Here is a 25,009-nt window from a genome sequence, read left to right on the forward strand (position 1 = left end):
TTTCTTAGGCATTTGCCATTTTTGGTTGTCCGAGGTCGTCCCAATCATCCCATCCAGGGTAGGTCATCGGCGTGTCAGATTGGATTGAGCTCAAGCGTTCAATCCAGTTTTGTTTGAGTGTCGCAAACTGCTTTTCGAACGCATCGTCCGCGACGTAGGAATATCCATGGCCCGATACGCCAAATGACGCGTGGGGCGGCAGCACATCAAAGCCCATATAGTAAAGCGAGAATTGCATGGACCAGAGGATCTGGTCCAACTCGCCACCGCGTCCGCCGGCCACAAAGGCCTCCCCCGGTGCGCCAGATGTGACAGAGCACATGGCGCGTTTGCCGCGGAAATAGCCGTTGTCATACCGCATCTTGCTGGTGTAGAGCCCGCCGCTGACAAACACGCGGTCGCACCACCCTTTCAACATGGCAGGCACTGAGTGCCACCAGATTGGGAACTGGAAAATCACCAGATCAGCACGCTCGAGCATTTCGATTTGCTGTTGGATTTCTGGCGCCAATATCCCTTCCTTATAGGCGTGGCGCTGTTCGGCTAATGGGGCAAACTCCTCTTCATTTATACGATCTGGGTAGTTTGCGGCCTTCTCCACCGGATCAAAATCCAACGCATAAAGGTCGCTTACTTCCACATGGTGGCCTTGGGCTTCAAAATAGTCTTTGCCTGTGGCGACCAACTGGCCGTTAAAAGATGTTGGTTCCGGGTGGGCCAGAACGAACAGGATATTCATAAAAACTCCAACTTATGCCCAATCGCGGCATACATATTTGATTTCAGTGTAGGCTTCCATGCCCTGACGCGCGCCTTCACGTGCCAAACCAGATTGTTTGTAACCACCGAAAGGAATCGGCGCACCAGTCACCTTGGTACGGTTGACCGCGACCATGCCAAATTGCAAGGCCCGGCTCATCCGGTAGATCCGTTTCGGATCAGCCGTGTGCAGATAGGCCACCAAACCATATTCCGTATCATTGGCCTTTTGGGTCACGTCCTGTTCGTCACTGAACTTTTGAATCGCGGCCACGGGGCCAAAGGTTTCTTCGCTCATGATCTTGGCGCTGTCGGGCACATCGGCCAAAACAGTTGGCTGGAAGAACAATGCGCCCATTTCGTGCCCTTCACCACCGGTGAGCACTTTGGCGCCTTTCTCTACAGCGTCATTGACATGTTCGATTTGCTTGTCGACAGCGTTCTGGTTCATCAATGGCCCGATCATCGGGTCGTCCATGCCGAAACCAACGCTTAGTTTTGCTGTCGCGGCGGCGAATTTTTTGCAAAATTCATCGTAGATTTTGTCGTGAATATAGAAGCGGTTAGCGCCCAAACAATCCTGACCAGATGTGGCGAATTTGGCCTTGATGGCTTCCGCCACCACATAGTCTACATCGCAATCATCGAAGGCGATGAAGGGGGCATGGCCACCCAATTCGAGCACCAGCTTTTTCACCGTGTCGGCGCTTTGGCGATAGAGCAAGCGACCGATCTCGGTGGACCCGGTGAAGGACAGTGCCCGCACGCGGCTATCTTTGGTCCACGGCTCAACCACCACTGACGCGCGGCCCGTGATCACGTTGAACACACCTGGCTCCAGCCCCGCCCGTTCGGCCAGCTCGGCCAGCGCCAAGGCAGAATAAGGCGTTTCGTGGGAAGGGTGCGCCACAACGGTGCAGCCGGCTGCAATCGCTGCCGCGGCTTTGCGGGTCAGCATGGCGGCGGGGAAGTTCCACGGGGTGATCATGGCCGCGACGCCAATCGGCTCGCGCCAAAGTTCAACTTCCGCATCCACAAGGTGCGAGGTCACCCCTTCAATATTCGGGCGCTTTGTCTCTTCGGCATAAAACTCAACAAAGGACGCCGCATAATCGATTTCACCCCTAGCTTCCGACAAGGGCTTGCCCTGCTCCAGCACCATGATGCGGGCTAAATCTTCTTTATTTTCAATGATCAAGTCAAACCAACGGCGCAGGCAGGCCGCGCGATGTTGCGGCAAGCTCATCGACCAAACGCCAAAGGCCTCGTGCGCAACATTGACCGCATCAGCGCTTTGGGCGGCACTCAAAGAGGCCACTTCGCCGAGCCATTCGCCATTTGCTGGATTGCTCACTGGAATGGTCGCGCCATCTTCGGCCCCGACCCATTTGCCACCAATATAGGAAAATTGGCGCAGCAGACGGCTGTCTTTGAGATAAGGCGTGATGCCTTTTAGATCGTCATGGGTTTGCAATAGTTTTGACGGCATGGATCACCCCTCCTTTTCGTGTTGGGTACACTATGGAGGTGCCTGAGCAGAATTTGTGACCAAAAAAAGCGTAATCCGCAGTCAGAATTACGGAAATATTACCGTAATAAAGTGGAATCTTTTGCTATTCTTCCAACAATTGCACGATGGGCGGTGGTGAGCCTTGCTTCACCGGTTTGGTCACAAAATAGGTGAAATATCGCGCCAGCCCGATTTTGGCTTCCAGCAGCTCATCGATCAGGCGTTGATAGGCATCAATGTCCTTTGTGACCACTTGCATGAAATAATCCAACCCGCCGCCAATGGCCCAGCACGCAACAATCTCTTCATAGTTTTTCATGGATTGCTCGAACAATTGAAAGCTTGCGGCGCGGTGATTTTCCAGCTCCACCGCCACAAAGATGGTGACGCAAGGCGCAATCTTATGCAGGGCAATCTCGGCGCGGTAGGATTGGATGACGCCAGATTTTTCCAGCCGCTTCAACCGCTCCCAACAGGGGGTGGGCGACAGATTAATCCGCGCCGCCAAATCAGATTTGGAGATTCGACCTTCCTGCGACAAGAGCCGTAATATCTCAATATCTCGCGCATCAAGTTTGATCATTTATTGTTCCGTATCAAGGGCCTAATCGGTTTTAATCTTCGTGCCGAAGTTCAAGCTATATGCCAACTCAAGCGCGTGGTTACCGATAGCCGTATCCTGCGCGCCGGTGCCGGTCAAATCGCAAATTGTGATGGTGGCATCACTGGTTCTGCCCGCCGCACCGCCCGTGATGATTTGCCCCAATTCCGGCGGGGTTTGATCTGACGGCCAATTGCCGGTTTGCTTTGCGGTGCGCAGTTCGCCCAACAGCTCGCACTGACTGACGCGGTCGCATACATATAAATCGGCTTGGGCTGCAATTTCCGGGTCCAGCTCGTTTTTGCCTTCCTGGTCCGACCCCATGGCCGTGATGTGCAGATCCGGGTGCATCCAATCGGCATCAATCAGCGGTTCGCGCGACGGCGTGGTGGTCACCACCAACTGGCTTTCCTTCACCACCCGCTCCGCACTGTCGACAGCGGTGGCCTCAACACCAATTTCTGCAGCGATGTCTTGGGCGCAAGCTTCCGCGTGATCGCGATTGCGGCCCCACACCAAAACCTTTTTAAAAGGACGTTCGATATGCGCGGCTATGATTTGCAAACGGGCCTGCACCCCGGTGCCAAAAACACCCGCCGTTTCGACCTTTTGCGGTGCCAGATGTCGCGCCGCTACGCCGCCTGCAGCGGCTGTGCGCAAATCGGTGAGATAACCATTGTCGAGAAAGACCGCGCTGGCGAGGCCAGTTTGGGCGCTCAACAACATCATCAGCCCATTAAGGCTGGGCAATCCCAGTTTAGGGTTGTCAAAAAAGCCCGGCGACACTTTGATGGCAAAGTGCTCAAAGTCTGGAATATAGGCGGTTTTCACATCAACCTCGGCGTTGACCATGGGCAGATCCATTGAAAGGATCGGGGGCATGATCACCTCGCCCGTTGCCAATGCGGCGAAAGCCTTTTCCACCAAGTCATTTACCGATCGTCCCAATTTGAGGGTGCGCTTGAGTTCACTTTCCGTGACAATCAAAATCTCATGGGACATGAAAATCTCCTTTATGCCGTGGTTAGGCTTTTGGCCAATGCATCCACTTGAGCCAGTGCATCGGCATGGGACAGGATGTCCCCAATGTCGCGCACGCCACAGGCGCGCACCATATGCCGTTCCGCAAACCCCAGCTTGTCGAGCGCCGGGCCATATTGCTCCAATAGGTTACCATACCGCGCAGCGGGTTCGCCTTGGGTTTGCAGCAAAACCAATTGCTTGCCGGGCGACAGCTTGGACGGCTGCGGATTGGTGAGATAATCGCTTTTTAAGAAACCAAAGAAGCGATCCAGCGCCCCTTTGAGCAATCCCGACATGTTGCACAAATAAATTGGTGTGCTGAGCACAACAATGTCGGCATCATAGATCTTGTTTAATGCGTCGCTAAGGCCGTCCTGATGATCATCGGGCACCTCGCCAAACGGCACAAAGGAAAGGTCGCGCAGTGCATAATCATTAACGGCACAGCCTTGCGCCAAAGCCGTTTCGCAGAAGCGATCTGCCATTTGGTCACTATTGCCGTTGGCACGCGGGCTGCCGCGCAGCACCACAATTTGTTTTGCCTTAGGGGCGGACATAAGCAGCCCCTTTGATCTGATAATCACCCAATTGAATATCCTGCCCTGTGACAATTTTTGTAAATAGATCCATATCGAGATTGCGCCCTGTGACCACGGTGGCCACTGGCCCCTTGGGTACAAAATGGCCGCCTAGCAGAGCAGCAATGCCCACAACACATGCGCCTTCGGCAACAATGCGATCTTCATAAAAAAGGCATTGCATGGCGCGATAGATCTCTTCTTCGCTGACCAAAATGGTCTCATCCAATAGGTCGCGACAGATCGGAAAGGAGAATTTGTTGTCCATGCCAATGCCGCCACCTAAACTATCCGCCAGACTGGCCACTTCGATGACGTCAACAGGGTGGCCCGCTTTTATTGAGGCCGCCATCGCCGCGCCGCGATCCATTGAAATGCCGATAAGTTTGATATCGGGCTTGATCGCTTTGGCCGCCAAGGCAATGCCTGCGGCAAGGCCACCACCAGAAAGTGGCACCAGCAATGTTTCGAGATCAGGCCGTGCCGAGAGCATTTCCAAACCAATCGTACCTTGGCCCGCAATGACATAAGGATCGTCAAAGGGGGAGATTTCCACCAACCCTTCCTCGCGACACAAGCGTTGGCTTTCCGCCATCGCATCATCCTGGCTGTTGCCTTTAACCCAAACTTCGCCGCCCAATTGCTGGATGCCCTCAACTTTGGCTTTGGGCACCAGCTCCGACATACAAATCACCGCGCGAAGGCCGCGAAGTTTGGCCGCATAAGCGACCCCGCGCCCATGATTGCCGGTGGAGCAGCAGGTGACCCCTTTTGTGCCTTCGGGCAAGTTCATCACCGCATTCATTGCCCCGCGCAATTTGAATGCACCAATGGGTTGCATGTTTTCCAGCTTGAGCAGCACGTCGACACCAAATTTGTCACTCAAGAAGGGTGACGGCACGAACGGCGTGTGATCGGCCTGTCCTTTAATGATGTTCTGCGCCGCCAAAATATCGGCTAAATCAAGCATTGCACGCCCCCACATTACACGGCCACTTCGCCGTACTTTAAACTTGTTGTGTACATCATGCCCATCAACACCCAGCTGTCAACGCAAGCAGCTTGATAAATCTTTGATTTTTTTGTTGACGGGGAACGCGAATTGCACTGATGTATACATCTTCGTGATTTTAGGGGCACTGTCTATGGCGAGCAAAAATCTACCCTTTTCTAAACATGAGTATGAACGTCGACTGGAAAAGGTGCGTCGTTCCATGGAAAACTTCGAAATTGATGTGCTGTTTATTGAAGATCCATCAAATATGGGCTGGATCACCGGCTATGATGGCTGGTCATTTTATGTGCATCAGGGCGTTTTGGTTTTCATGGATGAAGACCCCATCTGGTGGGGCCGCTACCAAGACACCAACGGCGCACAGCGCACCGTTTGGATGGACGATGACCGCATCACCTATTACCCCGACCATTATGTGCAATCGACCCTTTGCCACCCCATGGAAATGCTGGCGGCGATGATCCGCGACCGTGGGCTGGGCAACCAGCGCATCGGGGTGGAGCTTGAAAACTATTATTTCTCAGCCAAAGCCTATTTGACCCTTACCCACGAACTGCCCGACGCAGTATTTGTGGATGCCACTGGCCTTGTGAACTGGCAACGTCTGGTGAAAAGCGAAGATGAAATCGGCTATATGCGCAAGGCTGCGCGCATTTCAGAAAAAATCATTGATGGCATTGTCGAGCGCGTGGAACCGGGCGTGCGCAAAAGTGACATTGTGGGCCAGATTTATGCCGATGCCATTTCCGGCATTGACGATGATTGGGGGGACTATCCCGCCATTGTACCGATGCTGCCCAGCGGGTCTGACGCGGCAGCGCCGCATTTGACATGGGACGGCCGCATTTTTGATGCGGACACACCCACCTTTTTTGAAATCTCCGGCTGTTTCCGCCGCTATCACGCGCCGCTATGTCGCACGGTGCATTTGGGCAAACCACCCCAATATTTGCTGGATGCCGAAAAGGCGCTGGTTGAAGGACTTGAAGCCGGACTTGAGGCGGCTGTGCCCGGTGCGCGTGCGAAAGACATTGCCCGCGCTTTGGCCATTCCGCTGGAACGTGCCGGCATTTATCGCGCGTCCCGCGCTGGCTACCCGATCGGCATTTCCTATCCCCCGGATTGGGGCGAGCGCACCGTTTCGATCCGCCTTGAAGATCGCACCATTTTGCAACCGGGCATGACGTTCCACTTTATGCCGGGCATTTGGGAGAATGATTGGGGCCTTGAGATTACCGAGAGTATTTTGATCAAAGATAAGGGCCCCGCAGAGACGCTGTGTAACCGCCCGCGCAAACTTTATGTGAAAGACTAGGGGCTAAATGCTTGATCAAACCGAACATATTTTGCGCCAACTCATTGGCTTTCCGACGGTGTCGGCCGACAGCAATCTGGAGCTGATCCATTATGTCGCCAGCCTGCTGGAGGATGTGGGCGCAAAAATCGAACTACAGCATGATGCAACCCGCAAAAAGGCCAATTTGTTTGCCACCATTGGTCCGGATATTGCGGGCGGCATTGTGCTTTCCGGCCACAGCGATGTGGTGCCGGTGTCCGATCAGAACTGGCGAACTGATCCGTTCACCTTGGAAAAAGAAGACGGACGCTATTATGGCCGCGGCACCTGCGACATGAAGGGCTTTATTGCCGCGACACTGGCCATGGCCCCGACATTCGCCGCGCATCAACTCAAGCGACCGATCCATTTTGCCTTCACCTATGATGAAGAAGTGGGGTGCCTGGGCGCACAGGATCTTGTTCAGATTCTGGGCCACCGCCCTCATTTGCCTGCGGCCGCGATCGTGGGTGAACCCACGGACATGAAAATCGTTGAGGGGCATAAGGGGTGTTGCGAATATAGCGTTTATTTCGAAGGACACGCGGGCCATGGGTCCATGCCCGACCACGGCGTAAATGCGGCGGAATATGCCACCCGCTATGTCAGCAAATTGCTGGAATTGCGCGAAGCGCTGAAAGGCCGCGCACCGAAAGACAGTCCGTTTGATCCGCCTTGGACCACCATCAATGTGGGGCGCATTGAAGGCGGCACCGCTCACAATGTGATCTGCAACCATGCGGAAGTGGATTGGGAAATGCGGCCGATTGCGCAAGATGATGCCGATTGGGTCAACGGCATTTTGCAAAGCTTTTGCCAAGACGATTTGCTGCCCAATATGCGCAAGATCTGGCCAGATTCCAACATCACCACCCGCACCATTGGCGAGGTGATCGGCCTGACACCGCTGCGCTCCAACGAGGCCCGCGACATCGTTGTGGCCCTGACGGGCAGCAACGACAGCCATTTTGTGCCCTTTGGCACCGAAGCCGGCTTGTTTCAGGAGCTGGGCATTGCCACCATTGTGTGCGGCCCCGGTTCGATTGAACAAGCGCACAAAGCCGACGAGTTTTTGGAAATCGGGCAGCTCAAGCAATGCCTCACCATGCTGGACAAGCTGGCCCATTCAATGAAGGCGGCATAGCGCAAGAACATGGAACAGGATGACATTACTCTTTTGCGCTTGAGCGAACCCGACGCCAATGAAAGCGCGGCGGGCCGCCGGTTTCGTGAGTTGCATGATGAAATTCGCTCTCGCATTTCCCTGTTGGACTATCCGCCGGGCATGCGCTTGAGCGAAGAGGCTTTGGCGGAAGAATTTGGCGTCAGCCGCACGCCGTTGCGGCGGGTGCTGTGGCAGTTGCAGGCCGAGGGGCTGCTGCAATCGGTGCAGGGCGTGGGCACCATCGTCACCGACATCGATATTGGCGCGCTTTATCAGGTCTATCAAATGCGCATGGAGCTTTCGCCGCTTCTGGCGCGGCTTTCTCCACGTACCATCAGCCCGCAAGATATGAAGCGCTTTAAAGTGCTGCATAAGAAATGCCTCGAGCTGACAGACAATCCAAGCGCGCGGGGGTATTCCGTGGTCAATATTGCAACATTTCATGCGTTGGCTGACCTGACGACAAATGAGCCGTTGCGCGAGACGATGGAACGGCTGTTTTATCAAACTGCGCGCATTTGGCTGAAATCATTGACCGATCAAGATGTGATGCGGGAATGCAAAAGCCTTTGCCAAGAGGTGCGCGATTATCGCGATGCAGCCTGCCTGGGCGACATTGATGCGCTGGCGCATTTGTGGCGTGCGCACACATCGGCCAGCATGACGCGGCTACAGCAAAAAGCTGCGGCGCAATAGGGCTTTCACAAGCCTGTTTGCGCGTTCACGGCTGAACGACGCCCGCGGCGTGACTAAACAGACCAACGCCGCGCATCCCCGCTTCAACACAAACCCCTCTCACCCACCAGCTTGTGCGTTTTTGGGGTGGTGTCGCTGGTGTAGGTGAACGTTTTTACCCAAATGAGTTCGATAAATTGCGCACCAACCATTGACGTTTGGCGCAAAGAGGGGCCAAAACACTTAAAAAAACGAAAAACAATAATCATCTCTGGGATAGATCAATGAAACTTACACCCCTTGACGCGCCGGGTTATGAAAAGGTCGTTTATGCGGAGGACGAGGCGAGCGGCCTGAAGTCCATCATCGCTGTGCACAGCACAAAGTTGGGCCCGGCGGCGGGCGGTTGCCGCATGTTTGCGTACCCCGATTTTGAGTCAGCGAAGATCGACGCGCTGCGGCTTTCCAAAGGCATGACCTATAAAAATGCCGCTGCATCTTTGCCGCTCGGGGGCGGCAAATCGGTCATTATTGCGGACCCTAAAACACAGAAAACACCCGAATTGATGCAGGCATTCGGTCGGTTCGTGGAAAGCTTTGAGGGCATGTACACTACCGCTGAAGATGTGGGCATCAGCGTAGAGGATATTGAAGAAGCCGCCAAATATACCAGCCATGCGGCAGGGCTAAACAAAGGCGCTTTTGCGTCGGGCGATCCATCTCCGGTCACCGCCCGTGGGGTTTATCTTTCATGTGTGGCTGCAGCCAAACATGCGTTTGGTCACGGCGACCTCGAGGGCAAGATAATCGCATTGCAGGGCCTTGGTCACGTGGGCATGTATCTGGCTGAACATTTGCACGCGGCAGGCGCGCAGCTCATTGTGTCTGATATTAATGCAAGCTCTGTTGCAAAAGCACGGCAGGCTTTTAGTGCGCGCTCGGTCGCCCCAAATGACATTTACGATGTGGAGGCCGACATTTTCGCACCCTGCGCTATGGGCGCCATCTTGAATGCAGATACTATTTCGCGGTTGAATGTGAAATTGGTGTGTGGTGCGGCCAACAACCAACTGGCAGATGATGCAGCTGGCGATGCTTTGATGGCACGCGGCATCCTTTACGCACCGGACTATGTGGTGAATGGCGGCGGCATCATTAGCGTATCCACCGAAATCTTGAAAATCACAGATGAAAAATGGGTTGACCAAAAGCTGGAGCAACTGGCGGTGACAACCGACAAGATTTTGACAAAAGCCAAGGCACAAAACGCATCGCCCCATAAGGTGGCAGATCAATTTGTGGACGAGATTTTGGCCCAATAGCCAAGAAGAAAGGGGAGCCCCGCGGCTCCCCTTTTTGTTATTTTTTCGCCAATAGATCGCGAATTTCGGTGAGTAAGGTTTCTTCCTTGGTCGGAGATGGTGGAGCGGAAGGCTTCTCCTCCTCCTTACGGCGCATGGAATTGATGCCCTTCACCACGAAGAACAGCACCCAAGCGACAATCAGGAATTTCACAACAGCATTGATGAACAACCCGATATTGAGCGTTGCCACGCCCAATTCTTGTGCCTGTGCCACCGACGCGATGGTTTCGCCGCCTGTGTCAGACAGCACGATAAACCAGTTTGAAAAATCGAGTCCCCCGAAGATCAATCCGATGAGCGGCATCATCACATCCGCCACAAGTGACGAAACGATGGCACCAAATGCTGCACCAATGATCACACCAATGGCCAACTCGACCATGTTGCCTTTGATGGCAAAGGACTTAAATTCTTTGAGCATTTCTTTCCCCATATCAGCCCACAATTACCTGCCGCGCAGAACAACTATTCAGATGCGTCATCGACAGAAGGATTACTTTAAGAAAGAATTAACCAAAGGCAAGTGAATTGTAATGCTGGATGAATTTGCGCCCCGCCATCGAAAAGACGCAAAGAATTGATGAAACAGACTTTGCGTTGGCGCGCGTGTATGGCACAAGAGAAATTATACTCAATAAAACTAGGCTATTTGCATGACCATTCGTTTGCACAAGGGCGACCTTCCCCACCTCAATGACTACGGCAAATCTGTTGCTATCGACACCGAAACCATGGGCCTGAACCCCATGCGGGATCGGCTGTGCGTGGTGCAGCTTTCGCCCGGCGATGGCACCGCCGACGTGGTGCAGATTGCCCAGGGGCAAACCGAAGCGCCTAATCTGCAAAAGCTGCTCGCGGATGAAAATGTGACCAAGCTTTTCCATTTTGCCCGCTTCGACATCGCGGCGCTGCAAAATGCTTTTGGCACCGTGACCAAGCCGGTTTACTGCAGCAAAGTTGCCTCAAAGCTGGTGCGCACCTATACGGACCGTCACGGTTTGAAAGACCTGTGTCGTGAGCTTTTGGGCGTTGATTTGTCCAAACAGCAACAAAGTTCTGATTGGGGCGCTGAAGATTTGAGCAGCGCACAAATGGAATATGCCGCAAGCGACGTGCTCTATTTGCACGATCTGAAACGTCACCTCGACCGGATGCTGAAACGCGAAGGCCGGATGGACATAGCCAAAGCCTGTTTTGACTTTTTGCCCTACCGCGCCGATCTTGACCTGAAAGGCTGGGCTGAAACAGATATATTTGCCCATAGCTAAACATGAGCGAAACGGCCACTGCTTCACACTTCAACGATTTGTTTGCCGGCGTTCAGCGGCGGCAGCGCATCGTGAATTGGTTGCGGTGGACCATACCCCTGCTTGGGGGCGCAATTTTTGCCGCCTTGATGGTCCCCCTTTTGATCGACAATCTTTTGCCGTCAACTCAATTTGAAGGCATTCGGCTGGAACAGGATAGACTGGTGGTGGACGAACCCCGGGCAACTGGCGTTTTGAGCGATGGCGGCACCTATGAAATGACCGCGAAAAGCGCCACCACAAAAATTATCAACCAAGATATGATTGATCTGGTGGAGATGCAGGCGACCCTCAATTTTGTGGATGGCGACAATGTTGTGGGGACTTCAGAAACTGGCACTTTTTCGCTTAAGCGCAATATTTTGACCATGACCAGCGAGATCGATCTTTTGTCCAGCAAAGGCGATACCGGATTGATCGGCAATGGCGTTGCTGACCTGAACACAAAGATTTTTGACGGCGATGACGGCGTAGCGTTTGATTTTGCCAATGGCAGCACGCTACGCGCTAAAAATATGCATTATGATGGGCCGGGGAACTATTGGAAATTTGAGCGCGCGACACTCACTTTGGCGCCACAGGAAGGGCCAACCGCAGATGAATAGAATTTCAACATTCTTGCTGTTCATATGCCTTGCCAGCTTCGGCATGGTCGGCAGCGCAATGACGCAATCGAAAGGCCCCGTAAACATCACCGGCGATGTCTTCGAAATTTTCGAAGATAAGCGGGAGGCCGTGTTCACTGGTGAGGTGGTTGTCAAACAGGACGACTTCATCCTCTATTCGCCCAAAGTCATTGCCTATTACGGTGAAGGTGGCGCGTCCGACCTGAAGAAAATGACCGCAGCCGGCCGCCTTACGCTTCATTTTGGGCCTAAAACCGCCAAGGCGGATTTTGGCACCTATGATCCAAAGACTGAGATTTTGCACCTGACGGGCAATGTTGAAGTTACGGAAGACGGGACATTGGTGACCAGCAAGGATTTGTTTGTTGATGTCACGGACAATAGTTCCCGATTTACATCGGACCCCAATTCCAACTCTCGGGTGACAGGGGTTTTCTCCAGTGGCGGCTAACACGGCAGAACAGAGCCAATCACTTGATCCAACCGGCTGGCTGGTGGCCCATTCGTTGGCCAAAAGCTACGGCAAAAAAATCGTGATCCGCAATGTGTCTATTGCGGTCAACCGCGGCGAAGCCGTTGGCCTTTTAGGCCCAAACGGCGCAGGCAAAACCACGGTGTTCTCGATGATCATGGGCATCACCCCGCCGGATAGCGGCGAAGTGTTGCTGCATGGCAAACCCATCACCAAGTTTCCACTTTTTCAGCGCGGTCGGCTGGGCATGGGCTATCTGCCACAAGAACCGTCCATCTTTCGCGGCATGAGCGTCAAAAACAATATTATGGCGATCTTGCAAGGCCATGTGCGCGGCCGCAAGGCACAGCAGGCGCGGCTTGATGATTTGCTCGAAGAATTCACCATCTCGCATCTTCGCGATGCGGATGCGTTGGCCCTATCAGGTGGTGAACGTCGACGCGTGGAAATTGCGCGCGCCCTGGCGGCAGACCCGCAATTTATGCTGCTCGATGAACCCTTTGCCGGGGTCGATCCGATTGCTGTGGGTGAAATTCGCAAACTCGTGCGGCAACTCACCAGCCGCGGCATCGGCGTTTTGATCACTGACCACAATGTGCGCGAGACGCTGGGTCTGGTTGATCGCGCCTACATCATCCATGGGGGACAGGTGATGATCCAAGGTCGCCCCGAAACCATCACCAATGATGAGCAAGCCCGTCGGGTTTATCTGGGCGAAGATTTTACGCTTTAGGTTTGAGCTCACGGCTGAGCGGTGCTGTCGGCACTGCCTGTTTTTTCCACATCGCTGGCGTTTGGTGCTTGCATTTGGCTTTTCAAATAGGTGCGACTACACAGAAGTGTTAAGATTGGCACGGATTTTGTATAGTGCGGCTTGAATGTGTGCGATTATCTATGGCATTTTAGCACAACACCACGCTGATTTGCCCGGAAGGAGCGATGATCGACATGGCCATTGGCCCCAGATTGGATATTCGGCAATCGCAAACGCTTGCGTTAACGCCCCAATTGATGCAGTCGATCAAGCTGTTGCAGCTTTCGCATACCGAGCTTTCCCAATTTGTCGAAGAAGAGCTGATGCGCAATCCGCTGCTTGACCGCGACGACGGGGGCGAGGAACGCACCGTTGAAGAAGAGCCCGCGGTAAAAGCTGATGATCGCGCGGTTGACGTTTCAAGCCGAGGTGAACAGTTGGGCAGCGCCGTTTCGGTGGCGCAGGAGATGGACACGGATGTGGCCAACCTCTATCCCGAGCAGGTCGGGCAGGACAGCCTATCGCAATCCCTGTCCTGGCCTGAAGGCAAGCACACGAGTGGCGGGCAGGAAACTGGTGATTTTGAGCAATTCGCTGCAGGCGAAAAATCCCTCAATGATCATTTGATCGAACAAATTTCGCTAATTCTCAGCCATCCCGGCGACATGTTGATCGCCAGCGCCCTGATCGAAAATCTCAATGAAACAGGCTATGTGGATGTGCCTTTGGATCAGATTGCGGATCAGCTGGGCACCGAACTTGGCCATGTGGAAGCGGTGCTCGAAGCGGTTCAAGGGTGTGATCCGCTGGGCATTTTTGCCCGCGATTTGGCCGAATGTCTCGCGATACAATTGCGCGAAAAAGACCGGCTGGACCCAATGATGCAAATGCTGCTGGATAATCTCGATCTGCTGGCGGCGCACAAAATTACCGAATTGCAAAAACTGTTGGGTGCCGATGCCGAAGATTTGGGCGACATGCTCGCAGAAATCCGACGGCTGGACCCACGCCCGGGCCGCGCATTTGAAGGCAGCAATGTGCAAGCCATTGTGCCCGACGTGTTTGTGCGACAGGGCAACAGCAAAGAATGGGTCATTGAACTCAACCAAGAGGTGCTGCCCAAGGTGTTGATCAACCGCACCTATTTGGCCAGCGTGAGCGCCAGCGCCAAGAAGGGCGAGGACAAAACCTATTTGAGCGAGTGTTTGCAAACCGCCAATTGGCTGACCAAAAGTTTAGATCAACGGGCGCAAACCATTTTGAAGGTGACAAAGGAAATTGTGCGCCAGCAGGATGGTTTTTTGCATCATGGCGTATCTCAATTGCGGCCGATGACGTTGAAAATGGTGGCTGAAGAAATTGAAATGCACGAAAGCACGATTTCGCGGGTGACCAGCAATAAATATGTCAGCACCCCGCGCGGGCTATTTGAACTGAAATATTTCTTCACGTCGGCTATTCACTCCGCCAGCGGCGAGGCCGACCATTCCGCCGAATCCGTAAAATACCGGATCAAACAATTGATCGATGCGGAAGATCCACGAAAGATCCTCTCGGACGACAAAATTGCGGCGATATTGAACGACGAGCAAAGCATGAACGTGGCGCGGCGCACTGTGGCGAAATATCGTGAAGCGATGAACATTGCCTCTTCGGTGATCCGGCGGCGGCAAAAGCGGGAACTGGTGCGCTAAAGCCTCCCTTTAAGAAAACACCGTCCAATCCATTTCATTGGTAACATATTCGAGCATTTGCGTACCTATGTGGGAATTGCCATTGCGATCCAACCCGGGGGACCACACAGCTATGGAGGCAATTCCTGGCACCGCCGCCAATATCATGCCGCTCACGCCGGACTTTGCGGGCAAGCCAACACGATAGGCGAAATCGCCAGAACCATCATAATGGCCGCATGTCAGCATGATTGCGGCGATCCGGCGGGCGCGCTTCATCGACACCATTTGCTGGCGATTTGGCCCCAACGTGCCCGCAAATGCCAAAAACCGGCCCGCGCGCGACAGCTGGGCACAATCCATGGTCAGTGCGCATTGGTTGTAATATACGCCCAGTGTGTGCGCGACCGGATTATATAGATTGCCGCACGACGCCAAATAGTGCGCCAATGCGCGATTGCGGTGGCCGGTTTCTTCTTCGGACTGGGCCACACGCCCATCAATAAAGATTTGATCATCGCCCGTCAGGCCCTGCACAAATCGAACAATTTCGCCCAATGCCTCTTTTGGTTGGTAGGTGGCCAAGATCGCATCGGTCACCACGATCGCCCCGGCATTGACGAAGGGGTTTCTGGGGATGCCATTTTCATGTTCGAGCTGCAAAATAGAATCAAATGCGGAACCGGAGGGTTCACGCCCGACCCGCCGCCATAAATTGTCGCCCAATGTGCCCAAGCACAGCGCCAAGGTGAACACTTTTGAGATCGATTGGATCGTGTTGGGCTGTTGCCAATCCCCCGCGCCAATGGTTTCGCCATTATCCAACGTGACGGCAATGCCCGCTTTTTGTGGGTCCGCTTTCGCCAGCTCCGGGATATAGTGCGCCACCCGTCCACGTTCTGTTGACGCGCGGGCGTGATCCACAGCTTGATCCAAAATGGCTTGCAGTTTTTGCTGATCGCTTTGCATAGATTTCCTTTGTTGCCCTCATATTCATCAAATCCAACGCCAAACAGCAACCCAACTGTTCGGATTTATTGATAGACGGGCAAAGAACCGTCGCGGTCTCGAAAACGGAAAAAATTTTTGGGACGAATAATCGTACGAATCTAGCACAAATTGGCCACACTTATTGCGTGAGGTGGGCGGCTATTGCGTGAGGTGGGCGGCGCAAGCGCGCACAGAAAGCAAAGACAATTATTTAAAGAGATTCGGGCGGAAAATCGCGGAATTGCAGGCCTTGGAGCCATAACGATTCATCCCTATGTGGGGCGAATGTTAGTGCTTTTCTTCACCATTTGGAAGGCCTTGGGAAGCGATAATCCGTATTACAGGTGATTGCATCCGACCGCGAAGCGGCGTTAAAATGATTGACAGAGGTCAATTCACCTCGGCGAAAACGCCCTTATATAAGCAATAGAGAAAGGGGTATACTTATGAGCCTACGTGTTTCTGGAAAAAATATGGATGTTGGCGATGCACTTCGCACAAAAGCGCATGACCATTTGGAGTCCGCGATCACTAAATATTTTGATGGCGGGTATGATGGTCATCTCACCCTTGAACATGAAGGCAGCCGCTTTAACGCGGATGTTGTAGTACACCTTGATACAGGCGTTGTTCTGCAAGCTGGCGCTGACGCTGGCGATGCCACTTCTGCTTTTGAAGACGCTGCAGGGCATATCGAAAAACGGTTGCGCCGCTATAAGCGCAAATTGAAGAATCACCGTCGTAATGCGCAAACAGACAAGTTCAAAGCGCAGTCTTATATTCTTGCCTCACCCGAAAAAGAGGAAGAAGTCGAAGAAGATTTCAATCCAGCGATCATTGCCGAAACAACTGATAATCTTCACACAATGAGCGTTGGCGAAGCTGTTATGGAGCTTGACCTCGCCCAAAGTGACGTAATTGTGTTCCGACATGCTGGACATGGCGGCGTTAATGTGGTTTACCGTCGCGCTGACGGGAATGTTGGCTGGATCGACCCGGCCCTTGAGAACAAGTGAGCACTTGTCCCCTTCGTTGATCACAATGAAAGGCACATAAATGGAAATCGCACAGATTCTGGCGAGCAAGGCGATCGTGCCTTGCGCGAAAGTCACGTGCAAACGCCAGCTTTTGCAGCTTGCTGCTGAGCGTGCAAGTGAAGTGGTGGGCCTCGACGCCCACCAAATCTTTGAGACGCTAAAAGAGCGTGAACAATTGGGTTCCACGGGTTTGGGTGATGGTATTGCCATTCCTCATGGCAAGCTCAAGGGGCTCGATGGCGTACACTGCATTCTTATTCGGCTTGAGCATGGTATCGAGTTTGAAGCAGTGGACGACAAGCCTGTTGATTTGGCATTTGTTTTGTTGGCGCCCCAAGGGTCTGGCGCAGACCATTTGAAAGCCCTATCGCGGATTGCACGGCTGACACGCACACCGGGCCTTATGGAACGGTTGCGCAAAATGCAAAGCGCAGAAGATATTCATGAGTTCTTGACTCGTGAAGCGGAAGAAACCAACGCCGCGTAGTTCACCTCGCGACCGTACACATTAAAAAAGCACATTCACTGGTCACAGCGAATGTGCTTTTGTTTTTTAGATCCTGCAGAAACGCAGCGCGTTTCACTTAGTGACGCAACGCCATATCCATGCCGGCTTCATCGAGCCAATCGGTCAGTGATCTTTTATCATCGGTGACCAATAAAGGTGTGCCATCGGCGCCGAACAAAGCGTCAAAAATCTGATTTTCCGGCGCATTTTTCGCTTCAGGCAAAAAGTCTTTTAGCTGTTTGCCTGTCAGGCGCCGGCGATAAACGATGTCTTCACCACCAAGGGCCAAGAATTCTTCTACGCTCAATGGGGCGTAGGCTTCGGTTTTTTCGATATGTGTCATAGGACACCTCCTCAAAACGCACTACTGTATAATATACGCAACAAGTTACTCAGCGGTTTTAATTTCGATCCGCCGCGCAACTTTTTCGACATTGGGGCGCACAAGTGAAATGTTCAGCAGCCCATCTTGCAGAGCTGCCCCTTCCACACGCATGCCATCAGCCAGTAAAAAACTACGTTGGAACTGACGTGCCGCAATGCCGCGATGCAAAAATTCGCGGTTGGGGTCATCTTGCTGACGCCCACGAATGAGGAGTTGATTGTCTTCTAACGTGATTTCCAATTCGTCTTGGGTAAAGCCCGCAACTGCCACCGAAATGTGGAATTGCTCGGCCCCATCATCATTGGAGATCCGCTCTATATTGTAGGGGGGATACCCATCCGCCGCTTTCGCCAATCGATCAAGGCGCTGCTCAATCTCGTCAAAACCAAGCAAGAAGGGCGATGAGAAAAATGACATTCTGGACATAATCATCCTTTCAATTGCAGGCCGCATCGGCGCACCTACACGCGTTCTTTAAAAGCAACAATGACCAAATGACCCAGACAGGCGCCTTATGGCCGCTTAGGTGAAATATGGGCATAGCCATTATTGAATTCAAGAGTTGAACACAATTGGGATGAACCTGATTGACGCTTTGATGCGTATCATCACACTATTTACGCCGTACAATCCGCCTGAAAGGCCCCCAGTTTCATGTCCGCCCCCCTTATCTCCATTGTGATGCCCGCTTTCAAATGTCGCGAAACACTTGCTGAGAGCGTTCAAAGCGTTCTGACCCAAACCTATAGCCAGTGGGAATTGGTGATCAGCATTGATGATGGCGAGGATTATGAGCGACTTTTGGGGCTCGCGGGGTTAAAGGACCCGCGCATTCGGTTTACCAGCACCGGCAACGTGGGCACGGGGTCGTCAAATGCCAGAAATGTGGGCGTGGACGCAGCTCGATCTAACTTTATTGCCGTGCTTGATGCGGACGATCTGTTTGTGCCCGAAAAACTTGAGATAACCGCTCCCTTGCTAGCGGAAAACCCGCTCATTTCGACCGGACTTCAGGTCACAGATGCGGCCCTCAATCCCCTTCGGCAAGTTGGTACGCGAGGGACGCAACGGCGGCTTAGCGCGGATATCTATAAAGCCACCAATATCTCCATGGACAGCATGATCCTTTATGACCGCGCCCGCTTGCCGATTGAATATGATGTCAATCAACCCTGTCTTGTGGATATGGATTTGATTTTTAAGGCGTTCTGCCACACGGCCTATTGCCTGCATCTCCCGTTGCCCCTGCACACCTATCGCAAGCAAGCGGTTTCAATAAGCAATGGGCCAGCCGCCGCCGACAAATTTGCCAAGATGAAACGCACCCTCCTCGCGCGCCTCGAAGCAGGATATTACGATTTTGTCGAACCTGATGCGGCAAAACAGGGTTTCGAAGACTTTTTGCACACTTCGCTGCAGACCGAACTTGAATTTGCGACGCAGAACAGCACCTCACCGCATAAATTGTTCGAAGATTTATTGGAATCCAAGCTGGGATAAAGTCTAAATGAGAGCCTGCTTATTGGAAAACGGCACTAACACTTCGCTCACACCTGCGTTTTATCAGTTTCAGGCCGATTTGATCACGCCCTAACTTTAGCGGCGCCCAAAGTATCGAATCAAAATACTGATTATTGGAATATATATGCCATCAAATTGAGGCTCGTTCTGCGCCTGGTGTTAAAATAGCCCTATTATTCAACATCATAGCGATAAACCGGCAACGATAGGCGCCGATTGTTTCACATGCCGCTCGAATCAAGGTTCGTTTTTTGAACATCCGGTCAAGATTCAGGCAAGAATTTACAAAAAGTAAGGCTCGTCGGACAATTTTGGCAAAATTTTTTTGATTTGCTGTTGCAACTCAAGGCAAAACCGTCTTTTCTCTCCCCTGCACGCACTAACTGCGTGCAATGATATTGGAGGGAACATTATCATGAAAAAATTCGGAAAGTTGCTGGCAGCAACAGCCCTTATGGGGTTGATGGCTGGTAGCGCTTACGCAAAAACACTAGTATACTGCTCTGAGGGTTCACCAGAAGGTTTTGACGTTGCACCATATACTGCTGGTACAACTTTTGACGCGTCTTCTAAGCCGCTTTACAACCGTTTGGTTGAGTTTAAGCGCGGTACTTCACAAGTTCAGCCTGGTTTGGCTGAAAGCTGGGAAGTGTCAGAGGATGGCCTTGAGTACACTTTCAACCTGCGTAAAGGCGTGAAGTTCCATACTACGAGCTTCTTTACACCTACACGCGACTTTAACGCTGATGACGTGTTGTTCTCATTCAACCGTCAGCGTTTGGCTGATCACCCATGGTACGAATATGTACCAGGCATCTCATGGGAATACTTTAACGGTATGTCCATGCCAGATCTGATCGACGACATTGTTAAAGTCGACGATTACACTGTTAAGTTCGTACTGAAGCGCCCTGAAGCGCCAATGATCGCGAACCTTGCGATGGACTTTGCGTCAATCGTATCTGCTGAATATGCAGAACAGCTTGCAGAATCTGACAGCAAGGAAATGTTGAACCAAGAGCCTGTTGGTACTGGTCCGTTCCAGTTTGTTGCTTATCAAAAAGATGCTGTGATCCGTTATGCTGCACACCCTGACTATTGGCAGGGCAAACAGCCTATCGATGATCTTGTGTTTGCGATTACAACAGATGCTGCCGTGCGCGCTCAAAAGCTGAAAGCTGGCGAATGTCACGTGGCACCTTATCCAAACCCAGCAGACATTGAGACTTTGGCCTCTGATCCAAACTTGATGATGATGGAACAAGAAGGCTTGAACGTTGGTTATTTGGCGTACAACACACAAGTTGCTCCGTTTGATAACACCAAAGTGCGTAAAGCATTGAACATGGCGATCAACAAGCAAGCTATCTTGGAAGCTGTTTTCCAAGGTGCTGGTACTGCTGCCAAAAACCCAATTCCACCTACCATGTGGTCTTACAACAATGCGATCGAAGACGATCCATATGATCCCGAAGCTGCTAAAGCTATGCTTGAAGCAGAGGGTGTAACTGGCCTCGAGATGGAAATCTGGGCAATGCCTGTTCAGCGTCCATATAACCCGAACGCACGTCGTATGGCTGAAGTTATTCAGGCTGACTTTGCGAAAATCGGTGTGGACGTTCAGATTGTTTCTTACGAGTGGGGTGAATATCTTGCACGCTCGAAAGAAATTGATCGTGAAGGCGCTGTATTGCTCGGTTGGACTGGTGACAACGGTGATCCAGACAACTTCCTAGCGGTTCTTTTGGGCTGTGATGGTGTTGGCGGTTCAAACCGTGCTCAGTGGTGTAACGAAGAGTTTGAAGCTTTGATCCAAAAAGCGAAAACTATTTCTGACCAAGAAGAGCGCACCAAGCTTTATGAAGAAGCACAGGTTGTGTTTAAGCGTGAAGCACCTTGGGCGACAATTGCACACTCAACAGTGTTCATGCCTATGTCCAAGAAAGTCGAAGGCTATGTGATGGACCCATTGGGCGGTCACTGGTTCGACGGTGTTGATCTTGCCGAATAAGGCAAATTAGGAAGAGGTTGATTGCAGGCGCCCATTTGTGGCGCCTGCTTTCTTTTGAACGCACATGCTAAAATTTCTGCTCAACAAATTGGTACTTATTGTACCCACATTCATCGGCATCACGATCGTCGCCTTTGGCTTTGTTCGTGTGCTGCCCGGCGACCCGATCCTCGCGCTTGCGGGGGAACGCGGCGTTGAACCGGAACGTTATCAACAATTGCTGACGCAATTTGGCTTTGATCGCCCGATATGGGAACAATATTTCACTTATGTGGTGGGTTTGTTCCAAGGCGATTTTGGCACCTCCATTGCCACCAAGCGCCCCGTGTTGAACGAGTTTATGACCCTGTTTCCAGCAACGCTGGAATTGGCAACTTGCGCCATTATTTTTGCCATCGTGATTGGTATACCTGCCGGCATTATTTCAGCAGTGAAACGCGGCTCCTGGTTTGACCAGCTCACCATGGGCACGGCGCTTGCCGGGTACTCCATGCCGATTTTCTGGTGGGGTCTTTTGCTCATCATCCTGTTTTCCGGCATCCTCGGCTGGACACCGGTTTCAGGTCGTATATCGCTTATGTACTTCTTCCCGCAGGTTACCGGCTTTATGCTGATCGACAGCTTGCTTTCCGGTCAGCCCGGGGCATTCCAATCGGCGGTCAGACACCTTATCCTGCCCACCATTGTTTTGGGTACCATTCCTTTGGCGGTGATCGCGCGGCAAACTCGCTCGGCAATGCTTGAGGTTTTGGGCGAGGATTATGTGCGTACGGCGCGTGCCAAGGGCTTAGGCCAATTGCAGGTTGTGGGCGTACACGCGCTGCGCAACGCGCTGATCCCCGTGATCACGACAATTGGTTTGCAGGTGGGCGTATTGCTCGCGGGTGCGATTTTGACCGAAACCATCTTTTCGTGGCCAGGCATTGGCAAATGGATGGTCGACAGTATCTTTAGACGCGACTACCCTTCGGTGCAGGGTGGCCTTGTGTTGATCGCTTTGATCGTGATGGTCGTTAACCTGACAGTTGACGTGCTTTACGGTTTGATCAATCCGCGCATTAGGCATCAGTGAGGACACGCTAATGACTGATCCTACTCTAAAAAATATCGACCAAGATGTCGTTAAAGAAGAAGCGCGTAAAGCGCGTTGGTCCGTGCTTAACGAGTTCTGGCACTATTTCAGTGCCAATAAGGGCGCTGTAATCGGCCTGTGCATTGTGGGCTTTATGATCCTGATGGCGGTTATCGCACCGGTGCTCGCACCCCACGGTCCTAACGTTCAAAACCGGGATGCGTTTTTGACGCCCCCTGTTTGGGAAGAGGGTGGCACCTGGACCTACATACTGGGTACCGACGCAGTAGGGCGTGATATGCTTTCCCGCTTGATGCACGGGGCACGGTTCTCGCTGTTCATTGGCGTGGTCGTGGTGACCATTTCTTTGATCGGCGGTATCATTATTGGTTTGGTTGCGGGTTATTTCCGCGGCTGGGTCGATGCCTTGATCATGCGGGTGATGGACATCATTCTTGCCTTCCCTTCATTGCTGATGGCGTTGGTGCTGGTGGCCATTTTGGGCCCGGGCCTGGTGAATGCCATGATCGCGATTGCGGTTGTGTTGCAGCCTCACTTTGCACGGTTGACCCGTGCGGCTGTGATGTCTGAAGCCAACCGGGAATATGTGACCAGTGCAAAAGTTGCTGGTGCAGGACATATGCGTTTGATGTTTAAGACCATCTTGCCCAACTGTCTGGCGCCACTCATTGTTCAAGCCACTTTGTCGTTCTCCACTGCGATTTTGGATGCGGCTGCCCTTGGCTTTTTGGGCATGGGCGCACAGCCACCTACCCCTGAATGGGGCACCATGTTGGCGGAAGCGCGTGAATTCGTGCTGCGTGCGTGGTGGGTTGTGACCTTCCCTGGCCTTGCTATTTTGATCACTGTTTTGGCGATCAATCTGGTGGGCGATGGTTTGCGCGACGCGCTTGACCCGAAACTCAAGCGGAGCTGATCATTATGACCATGGTACTTGATATTGAAAATCTGACAGTGACGTTTGATACCGCCGATGGCCCGTTCAAGGCTGTTGACGGGGTCAACTTTAAGGTCAATCAAAACGACATTCTCGCCATTGTTGGCGAGAGTGGCTCTGGCAAATCAGTTGCGATGCTGGCGGTGATGGGGCTTTTGCCCAACACGGCGACCATCACAGCGGATAAGCTTGAATTTGAAGGTAAAGACATTCGCGCACTGAGTGATCGTGATCGGCGCCATATTATCGGCAAAGATATTTCCATGATCTTTCAGGAGCCGATTGCCAGCCTAAACCCGTGCTTTACGGTGGGGTATCAGATCTTTGAGATGCTGAAAACACACACCAAACTGGACAAAAAAGAGCGGATTGCCCGCGCACATGAATTGTTCGATTTGGTGGGCATTCCGGACCCTGAGAAAAAACTGAAAAGCTTTCCGCACCAATTGTCCGGCGGCCAGTGCCAACGGGTGATGATTGCGATGGCCATTTCATGTAACCCCAAATTGCTGATCGCTGACGAGCCAACGACCGCGTTGGATGTGACCATCCAGAAGCAAATTCTTGATCTGCTGATGGATATTCAGGCAAAAACCAACATGGCGTTGATCATGATCACCCACGATATGGGTGTGGTGGCGGAAACGGCACACCGGGTTGTGGTGCAATATAAGGGCCAACAAATGGAAGAAGCCAATGTGCTTGATCTGTTTGAGAACCCTCAAAATGCCTATACCCAAGCTTTGCTTTCGGCGTTGCCGGAACGTGCTGTAGGTGATCGTTTGCCAACTGTCTCTGATTTTGCCGACAGCTTCGAAAAAGGGGATGCAGCGCGATGACCCACTCAGTGATTAAAGCAACGGATATCTACCGTGACTACGTCACCAAGGCCACCATGTTTAAAAAAGGCGATGTGGTGCATGCCCTCAAGGGCGTCAGCTTTGAGCTGAAAAAAGGGGAAACCCTTGCGCTTGTGGGTGAATCGGGTTGCGGCAAGTCGACATTGGCCCGGATTCTCACGCTCATTGATGCGCAAACATCCGGTGAGTTGGAGATTGATGGGCAAAAAATCGACATCCGCGAGAACCCACCGACCAGTGAGATGCGGCAGCATGTTCAAATCGTGTTCCAAAACCCTTATGGCTCGCTAAACCCGCGCCAGAAGGTTGGTGAGATTTTGGAAGAGCCGCTCATCATCAACACCAAGATGCCTGCTGAAGAGCGGCGCGAATTGGCGATGGCGATGTTGCTTAAAGTGGGCTTGGATGCGGTGCATTATGGCCGCTATCCGCACATGTTCTCCGGCGGTCAACGCCAGCGGATCGCGATTGCACGGGCGCTGATGATGCGGCCAGACATTTTGGTGCTGGACGAACCCGTCTCGGCGCTCGATTTGTCGGTTCAAGCGCAAATCTTGAACCTGTTGGCGGATTTGCAGGACGAGTTCAATCTCTCCTACATCTTTATTTCCCACGATCTATCTGTGGTGAAATATATCGCTGACCGGGTAATGGTGATGTATTTTGGTGAAATTGTTGAGCAAAATACGCGGGATGAGATTTTCAACAATCCGCAGCACGACTATACCAAGACCCTTTTGGCGGCAACGCCACGGGCAAGCATTGATGCGATCAAAAAGCGTTTGGGCGTCGACGCCGCGTAGATCTCA

Annotated in this window: 27 protein-coding genes; 17 read left to right on the forward strand and 10 right to left on the reverse strand. The window is 52.5% G+C overall.

From position 1 onward, the window contains the following. Positions 1–4: 4 nt before the first annotated feature. The 6 genes from MXMO3_RS16685 to eutB all read right to left on the reverse strand — a co-directional run bounded on the left by MXMO3_RS16685 (position 5) and on the right by eutB (position 5,441). Positions 5–739 carry an NAD(P)H-dependent oxidoreductase gene (locus MXMO3_RS16685; RefSeq protein ID WP_117396621.1) on the reverse strand — a complete coding sequence of 245 codons (735 nt, stop codon included), beginning with the start codon at positions 737–739 and terminating at the stop codon, positions 5–7. 12 nt (positions 740–751) lie between these two features. Continuing rightward, positions 752–2,248, reverse strand: coding sequence for an NAD-dependent succinate-semialdehyde dehydrogenase (locus MXMO3_RS16690; protein WP_117396622.1), 1,497 nt, complete (start codon positions 2,246–2,248; stop codon positions 752–754). Positions 2,249–2,372: 124 nt separating this feature from the next. Further along, entirely contained in the window at positions 2,373–2,852 is a 480-nt protein-coding gene (locus tag MXMO3_RS16695) for an Lrp/AsnC family transcriptional regulator (protein ID WP_205468046.1), read from the reverse strand. A gap of 21 nt (positions 2,853–2,873) precedes the next feature. Next, positions 2,874–3,872 (reverse strand): cyclodeaminase, encoded by a 999-nt coding sequence (locus MXMO3_RS16700; RefSeq protein ID WP_117396623.1) that lies wholly within the window; start codon positions 3,870–3,872, stop codon positions 2,874–2,876. A gap of 11 nt (positions 3,873–3,883) precedes the next feature. Continuing rightward, entirely contained in the window at positions 3,884–4,450 is a 567-nt protein-coding gene (locus tag MXMO3_RS16705; RefSeq protein ID WP_117396624.1) for a flavodoxin family protein, read from the reverse strand. Then, positions 4,437–5,441, reverse strand: coding sequence for a hydroxyectoine utilization dehydratase EutB (eutB, locus tag MXMO3_RS16710; RefSeq protein ID WP_117396625.1), 1,005 nt, complete (start codon positions 5,439–5,441; stop codon positions 4,437–4,439). Before eutB ends, MXMO3_RS16705 begins: the two co-directional genes overlap by 14 nt. Before the next feature lie 175 nt (positions 5,442–5,616). Between eutB and MXMO3_RS16715 the strand changes: the two genes are divergently transcribed. The 4 genes from MXMO3_RS16715 to MXMO3_RS16730 all read left to right on the forward strand — a co-directional run bounded on the left by MXMO3_RS16715 (position 5,617) and on the right by MXMO3_RS16730 (position 9,984). Further along, the gene (locus MXMO3_RS16715) at positions 5,617–6,801 is read left to right on the forward strand and encodes a M24 family metallopeptidase (RefSeq protein ID WP_027835536.1); all 1,185 of its coding nucleotides are present in this window, start codon (positions 5,617–5,619) and stop codon (positions 6,799–6,801) included. A gap of 7 nt (positions 6,802–6,808) precedes the next feature. Next, a complete protein-coding gene (gene argE, locus MXMO3_RS16720) occupies positions 6,809–7,966 on the forward strand; it encodes an acetylornithine deacetylase (protein WP_117396626.1) in 1,158 nt (385 codons plus the stop codon). Between the two features lie 9 nt (positions 7,967–7,975). Then, complete coding sequence (locus tag MXMO3_RS16725) at positions 7,976–8,683, forward strand: GntR family transcriptional regulator (protein WP_084634190.1); 708 nt, start codon at positions 7,976–7,978, stop codon at positions 8,681–8,683. Positions 8,684–8,946: 263 nt separating this feature from the next. Continuing rightward, on the forward strand, positions 8,947–9,984 hold the full coding sequence (locus tag MXMO3_RS16730; RefSeq protein WP_117396627.1) for a Leu/Phe/Val dehydrogenase: 1,038 nt from the start codon (positions 8,947–8,949) through the stop codon (positions 9,982–9,984). Positions 9,985–10,021: 37 nt separating this feature from the next. On the opposite strand, the gene mscL is transcribed toward MXMO3_RS16730, so the two are convergent. Further along, the gene (mscL, locus tag MXMO3_RS16735) at positions 10,022–10,447 is read right to left on the reverse strand and encodes a large conductance mechanosensitive channel protein MscL (protein ID WP_117396628.1); all 426 of its coding nucleotides are present in this window, start codon (positions 10,445–10,447) and stop codon (positions 10,022–10,024) included. Positions 10,448–10,679: 232 nt separating this feature from the next. Here mscL and MXMO3_RS16740 point away from each other — a divergent pair, with 232 nt between their 5' ends. The 5 genes from MXMO3_RS16740 (at position 10,680) to rpoN (ending at position 14,879) form a co-directional block, all read left to right on the forward strand. Continuing rightward, positions 10,680–11,294: a ribonuclease D gene (locus tag MXMO3_RS16740; protein WP_117396629.1), complete on the forward strand. Its 615-nt coding sequence runs from the start codon at positions 10,680–10,682 to the stop codon at positions 11,292–11,294. A 2-nt stretch (positions 11,295–11,296) separates the two neighbouring features. Then, positions 11,297–11,938: a hypothetical protein gene (locus MXMO3_RS16745; protein WP_117396630.1), complete on the forward strand. Its 642-nt coding sequence runs from the start codon at positions 11,297–11,299 to the stop codon at positions 11,936–11,938. Next, positions 11,931–12,410 carry an LptA/OstA family protein gene (locus MXMO3_RS16750; RefSeq protein ID WP_162889324.1) on the forward strand — a complete coding sequence of 160 codons (480 nt, stop codon included), beginning with the start codon at positions 11,931–11,933 and terminating at the stop codon, positions 12,408–12,410. Before MXMO3_RS16745 ends, MXMO3_RS16750 begins: the two co-directional genes overlap by 8 nt. Further along, positions 12,400–13,164, forward strand: a complete 765-nt coding sequence (gene lptB / locus MXMO3_RS16755; protein ID WP_117396632.1) for an LPS export ABC transporter ATP-binding protein — start codon at positions 12,400–12,402, stop codon at positions 13,162–13,164. Before MXMO3_RS16750 ends, lptB begins: the two co-directional genes overlap by 11 nt. Positions 13,165–13,379: 215 nt before the next feature. Beyond that, entirely contained in the window at positions 13,380–14,879 is a 1,500-nt protein-coding gene (gene rpoN, locus MXMO3_RS16760; RefSeq protein ID WP_117396888.1) for an RNA polymerase factor sigma-54, read from the forward strand. Positions 14,880–14,888: 9 nt separating this feature from the next. Here the strand turns inward: rpoN and MXMO3_RS16765 are convergent, their stop codons facing one another. After that, positions 14,889–15,827 (reverse strand): glutaminase, encoded by a 939-nt coding sequence (locus MXMO3_RS16765; RefSeq protein ID WP_117396633.1) that lies wholly within the window; start codon positions 15,825–15,827, stop codon positions 14,889–14,891. A gap of 467 nt (positions 15,828–16,294) precedes the next feature. Between MXMO3_RS16765 and hpf the strand changes: the two genes are divergently transcribed. Together hpf and MXMO3_RS16775 are read left to right on the forward strand one after the other, a co-directional pair. After that, positions 16,295–16,864, forward strand: coding sequence for a ribosome hibernation-promoting factor, HPF/YfiA family (gene hpf, locus MXMO3_RS16770; protein ID WP_084634192.1), 570 nt, complete (start codon positions 16,295–16,297; stop codon positions 16,862–16,864). A 40-nt stretch (positions 16,865–16,904) separates the two neighbouring features. Next, the gene (locus MXMO3_RS16775; RefSeq protein WP_027835548.1) at positions 16,905–17,372 is read left to right on the forward strand and encodes a PTS sugar transporter subunit IIA; all 468 of its coding nucleotides are present in this window, start codon (positions 16,905–16,907) and stop codon (positions 17,370–17,372) included. Between the two features lie 97 nt (positions 17,373–17,469). On the opposite strand, the gene MXMO3_RS16780 is transcribed toward MXMO3_RS16775, so the two are convergent. Further along, positions 17,470–17,736 (reverse strand): DUF1150 family protein, encoded by a 267-nt coding sequence (locus MXMO3_RS16780; protein ID WP_027835549.1) that lies wholly within the window; start codon positions 17,734–17,736, stop codon positions 17,470–17,472. A gap of 45 nt (positions 17,737–17,781) precedes the next feature. Further along, the gene (locus MXMO3_RS16785; protein ID WP_027835550.1) at positions 17,782–18,204 is read right to left on the reverse strand and encodes an Hsp20 family protein; all 423 of its coding nucleotides are present in this window, start codon (positions 18,202–18,204) and stop codon (positions 17,782–17,784) included. A gap of 228 nt (positions 18,205–18,432) precedes the next feature. Between MXMO3_RS16785 and MXMO3_RS16790 the strand changes: the two genes are divergently transcribed. The 6 genes from MXMO3_RS16790 (at position 18,433) to MXMO3_RS16815 (ending at position 25,003) form a co-directional block, all read left to right on the forward strand. Next, positions 18,433–19,278, forward strand: coding sequence for a glycosyltransferase family 2 protein (locus tag MXMO3_RS16790; RefSeq protein WP_117396634.1), 846 nt, complete (start codon positions 18,433–18,435; stop codon positions 19,276–19,278). Positions 19,279–19,714: 436 nt separating this feature from the next. Beyond that, positions 19,715–21,310, forward strand: coding sequence for an ABC transporter substrate-binding protein (locus MXMO3_RS16795; RefSeq protein WP_027835552.1), 1,596 nt, complete (start codon positions 19,715–19,717; stop codon positions 21,308–21,310). A 64-nt stretch (positions 21,311–21,374) separates the two neighbouring features. Next, positions 21,375–22,382 (forward strand): ABC transporter permease subunit, encoded by a 1,008-nt coding sequence (locus MXMO3_RS16800; protein WP_027835553.1) that lies wholly within the window; start codon positions 21,375–21,377, stop codon positions 22,380–22,382. 10 nt (positions 22,383–22,392) lie between these two features. Beyond that, positions 22,393–23,319, forward strand: a complete 927-nt coding sequence (locus MXMO3_RS16805; protein ID WP_027835554.1) for an ABC transporter permease subunit — start codon at positions 22,393–22,395, stop codon at positions 23,317–23,319. Between the two features lie 11 nt (positions 23,320–23,330). After that, entirely contained in the window at positions 23,331–24,179 is an 849-nt protein-coding gene (locus MXMO3_RS16810; protein WP_084634225.1) for an ABC transporter ATP-binding protein, read from the forward strand. Beyond that, positions 24,176–25,003 (forward strand): dipeptide ABC transporter ATP-binding protein, encoded by an 828-nt coding sequence (locus tag MXMO3_RS16815; protein ID WP_027835555.1) that lies wholly within the window; start codon positions 24,176–24,178, stop codon positions 25,001–25,003. Before MXMO3_RS16810 ends, MXMO3_RS16815 begins: the two co-directional genes overlap by 4 nt. The last annotated feature ends 6 nt before the right edge of the window (positions 25,004–25,009 follow it).

The organism is Maritalea myrionectae, assembly GCF_003433515.1.
Lineage (GTDB): Bacteria > Pseudomonadota > Alphaproteobacteria > Rhizobiales > Devosiaceae > Maritalea > Maritalea myrionectae.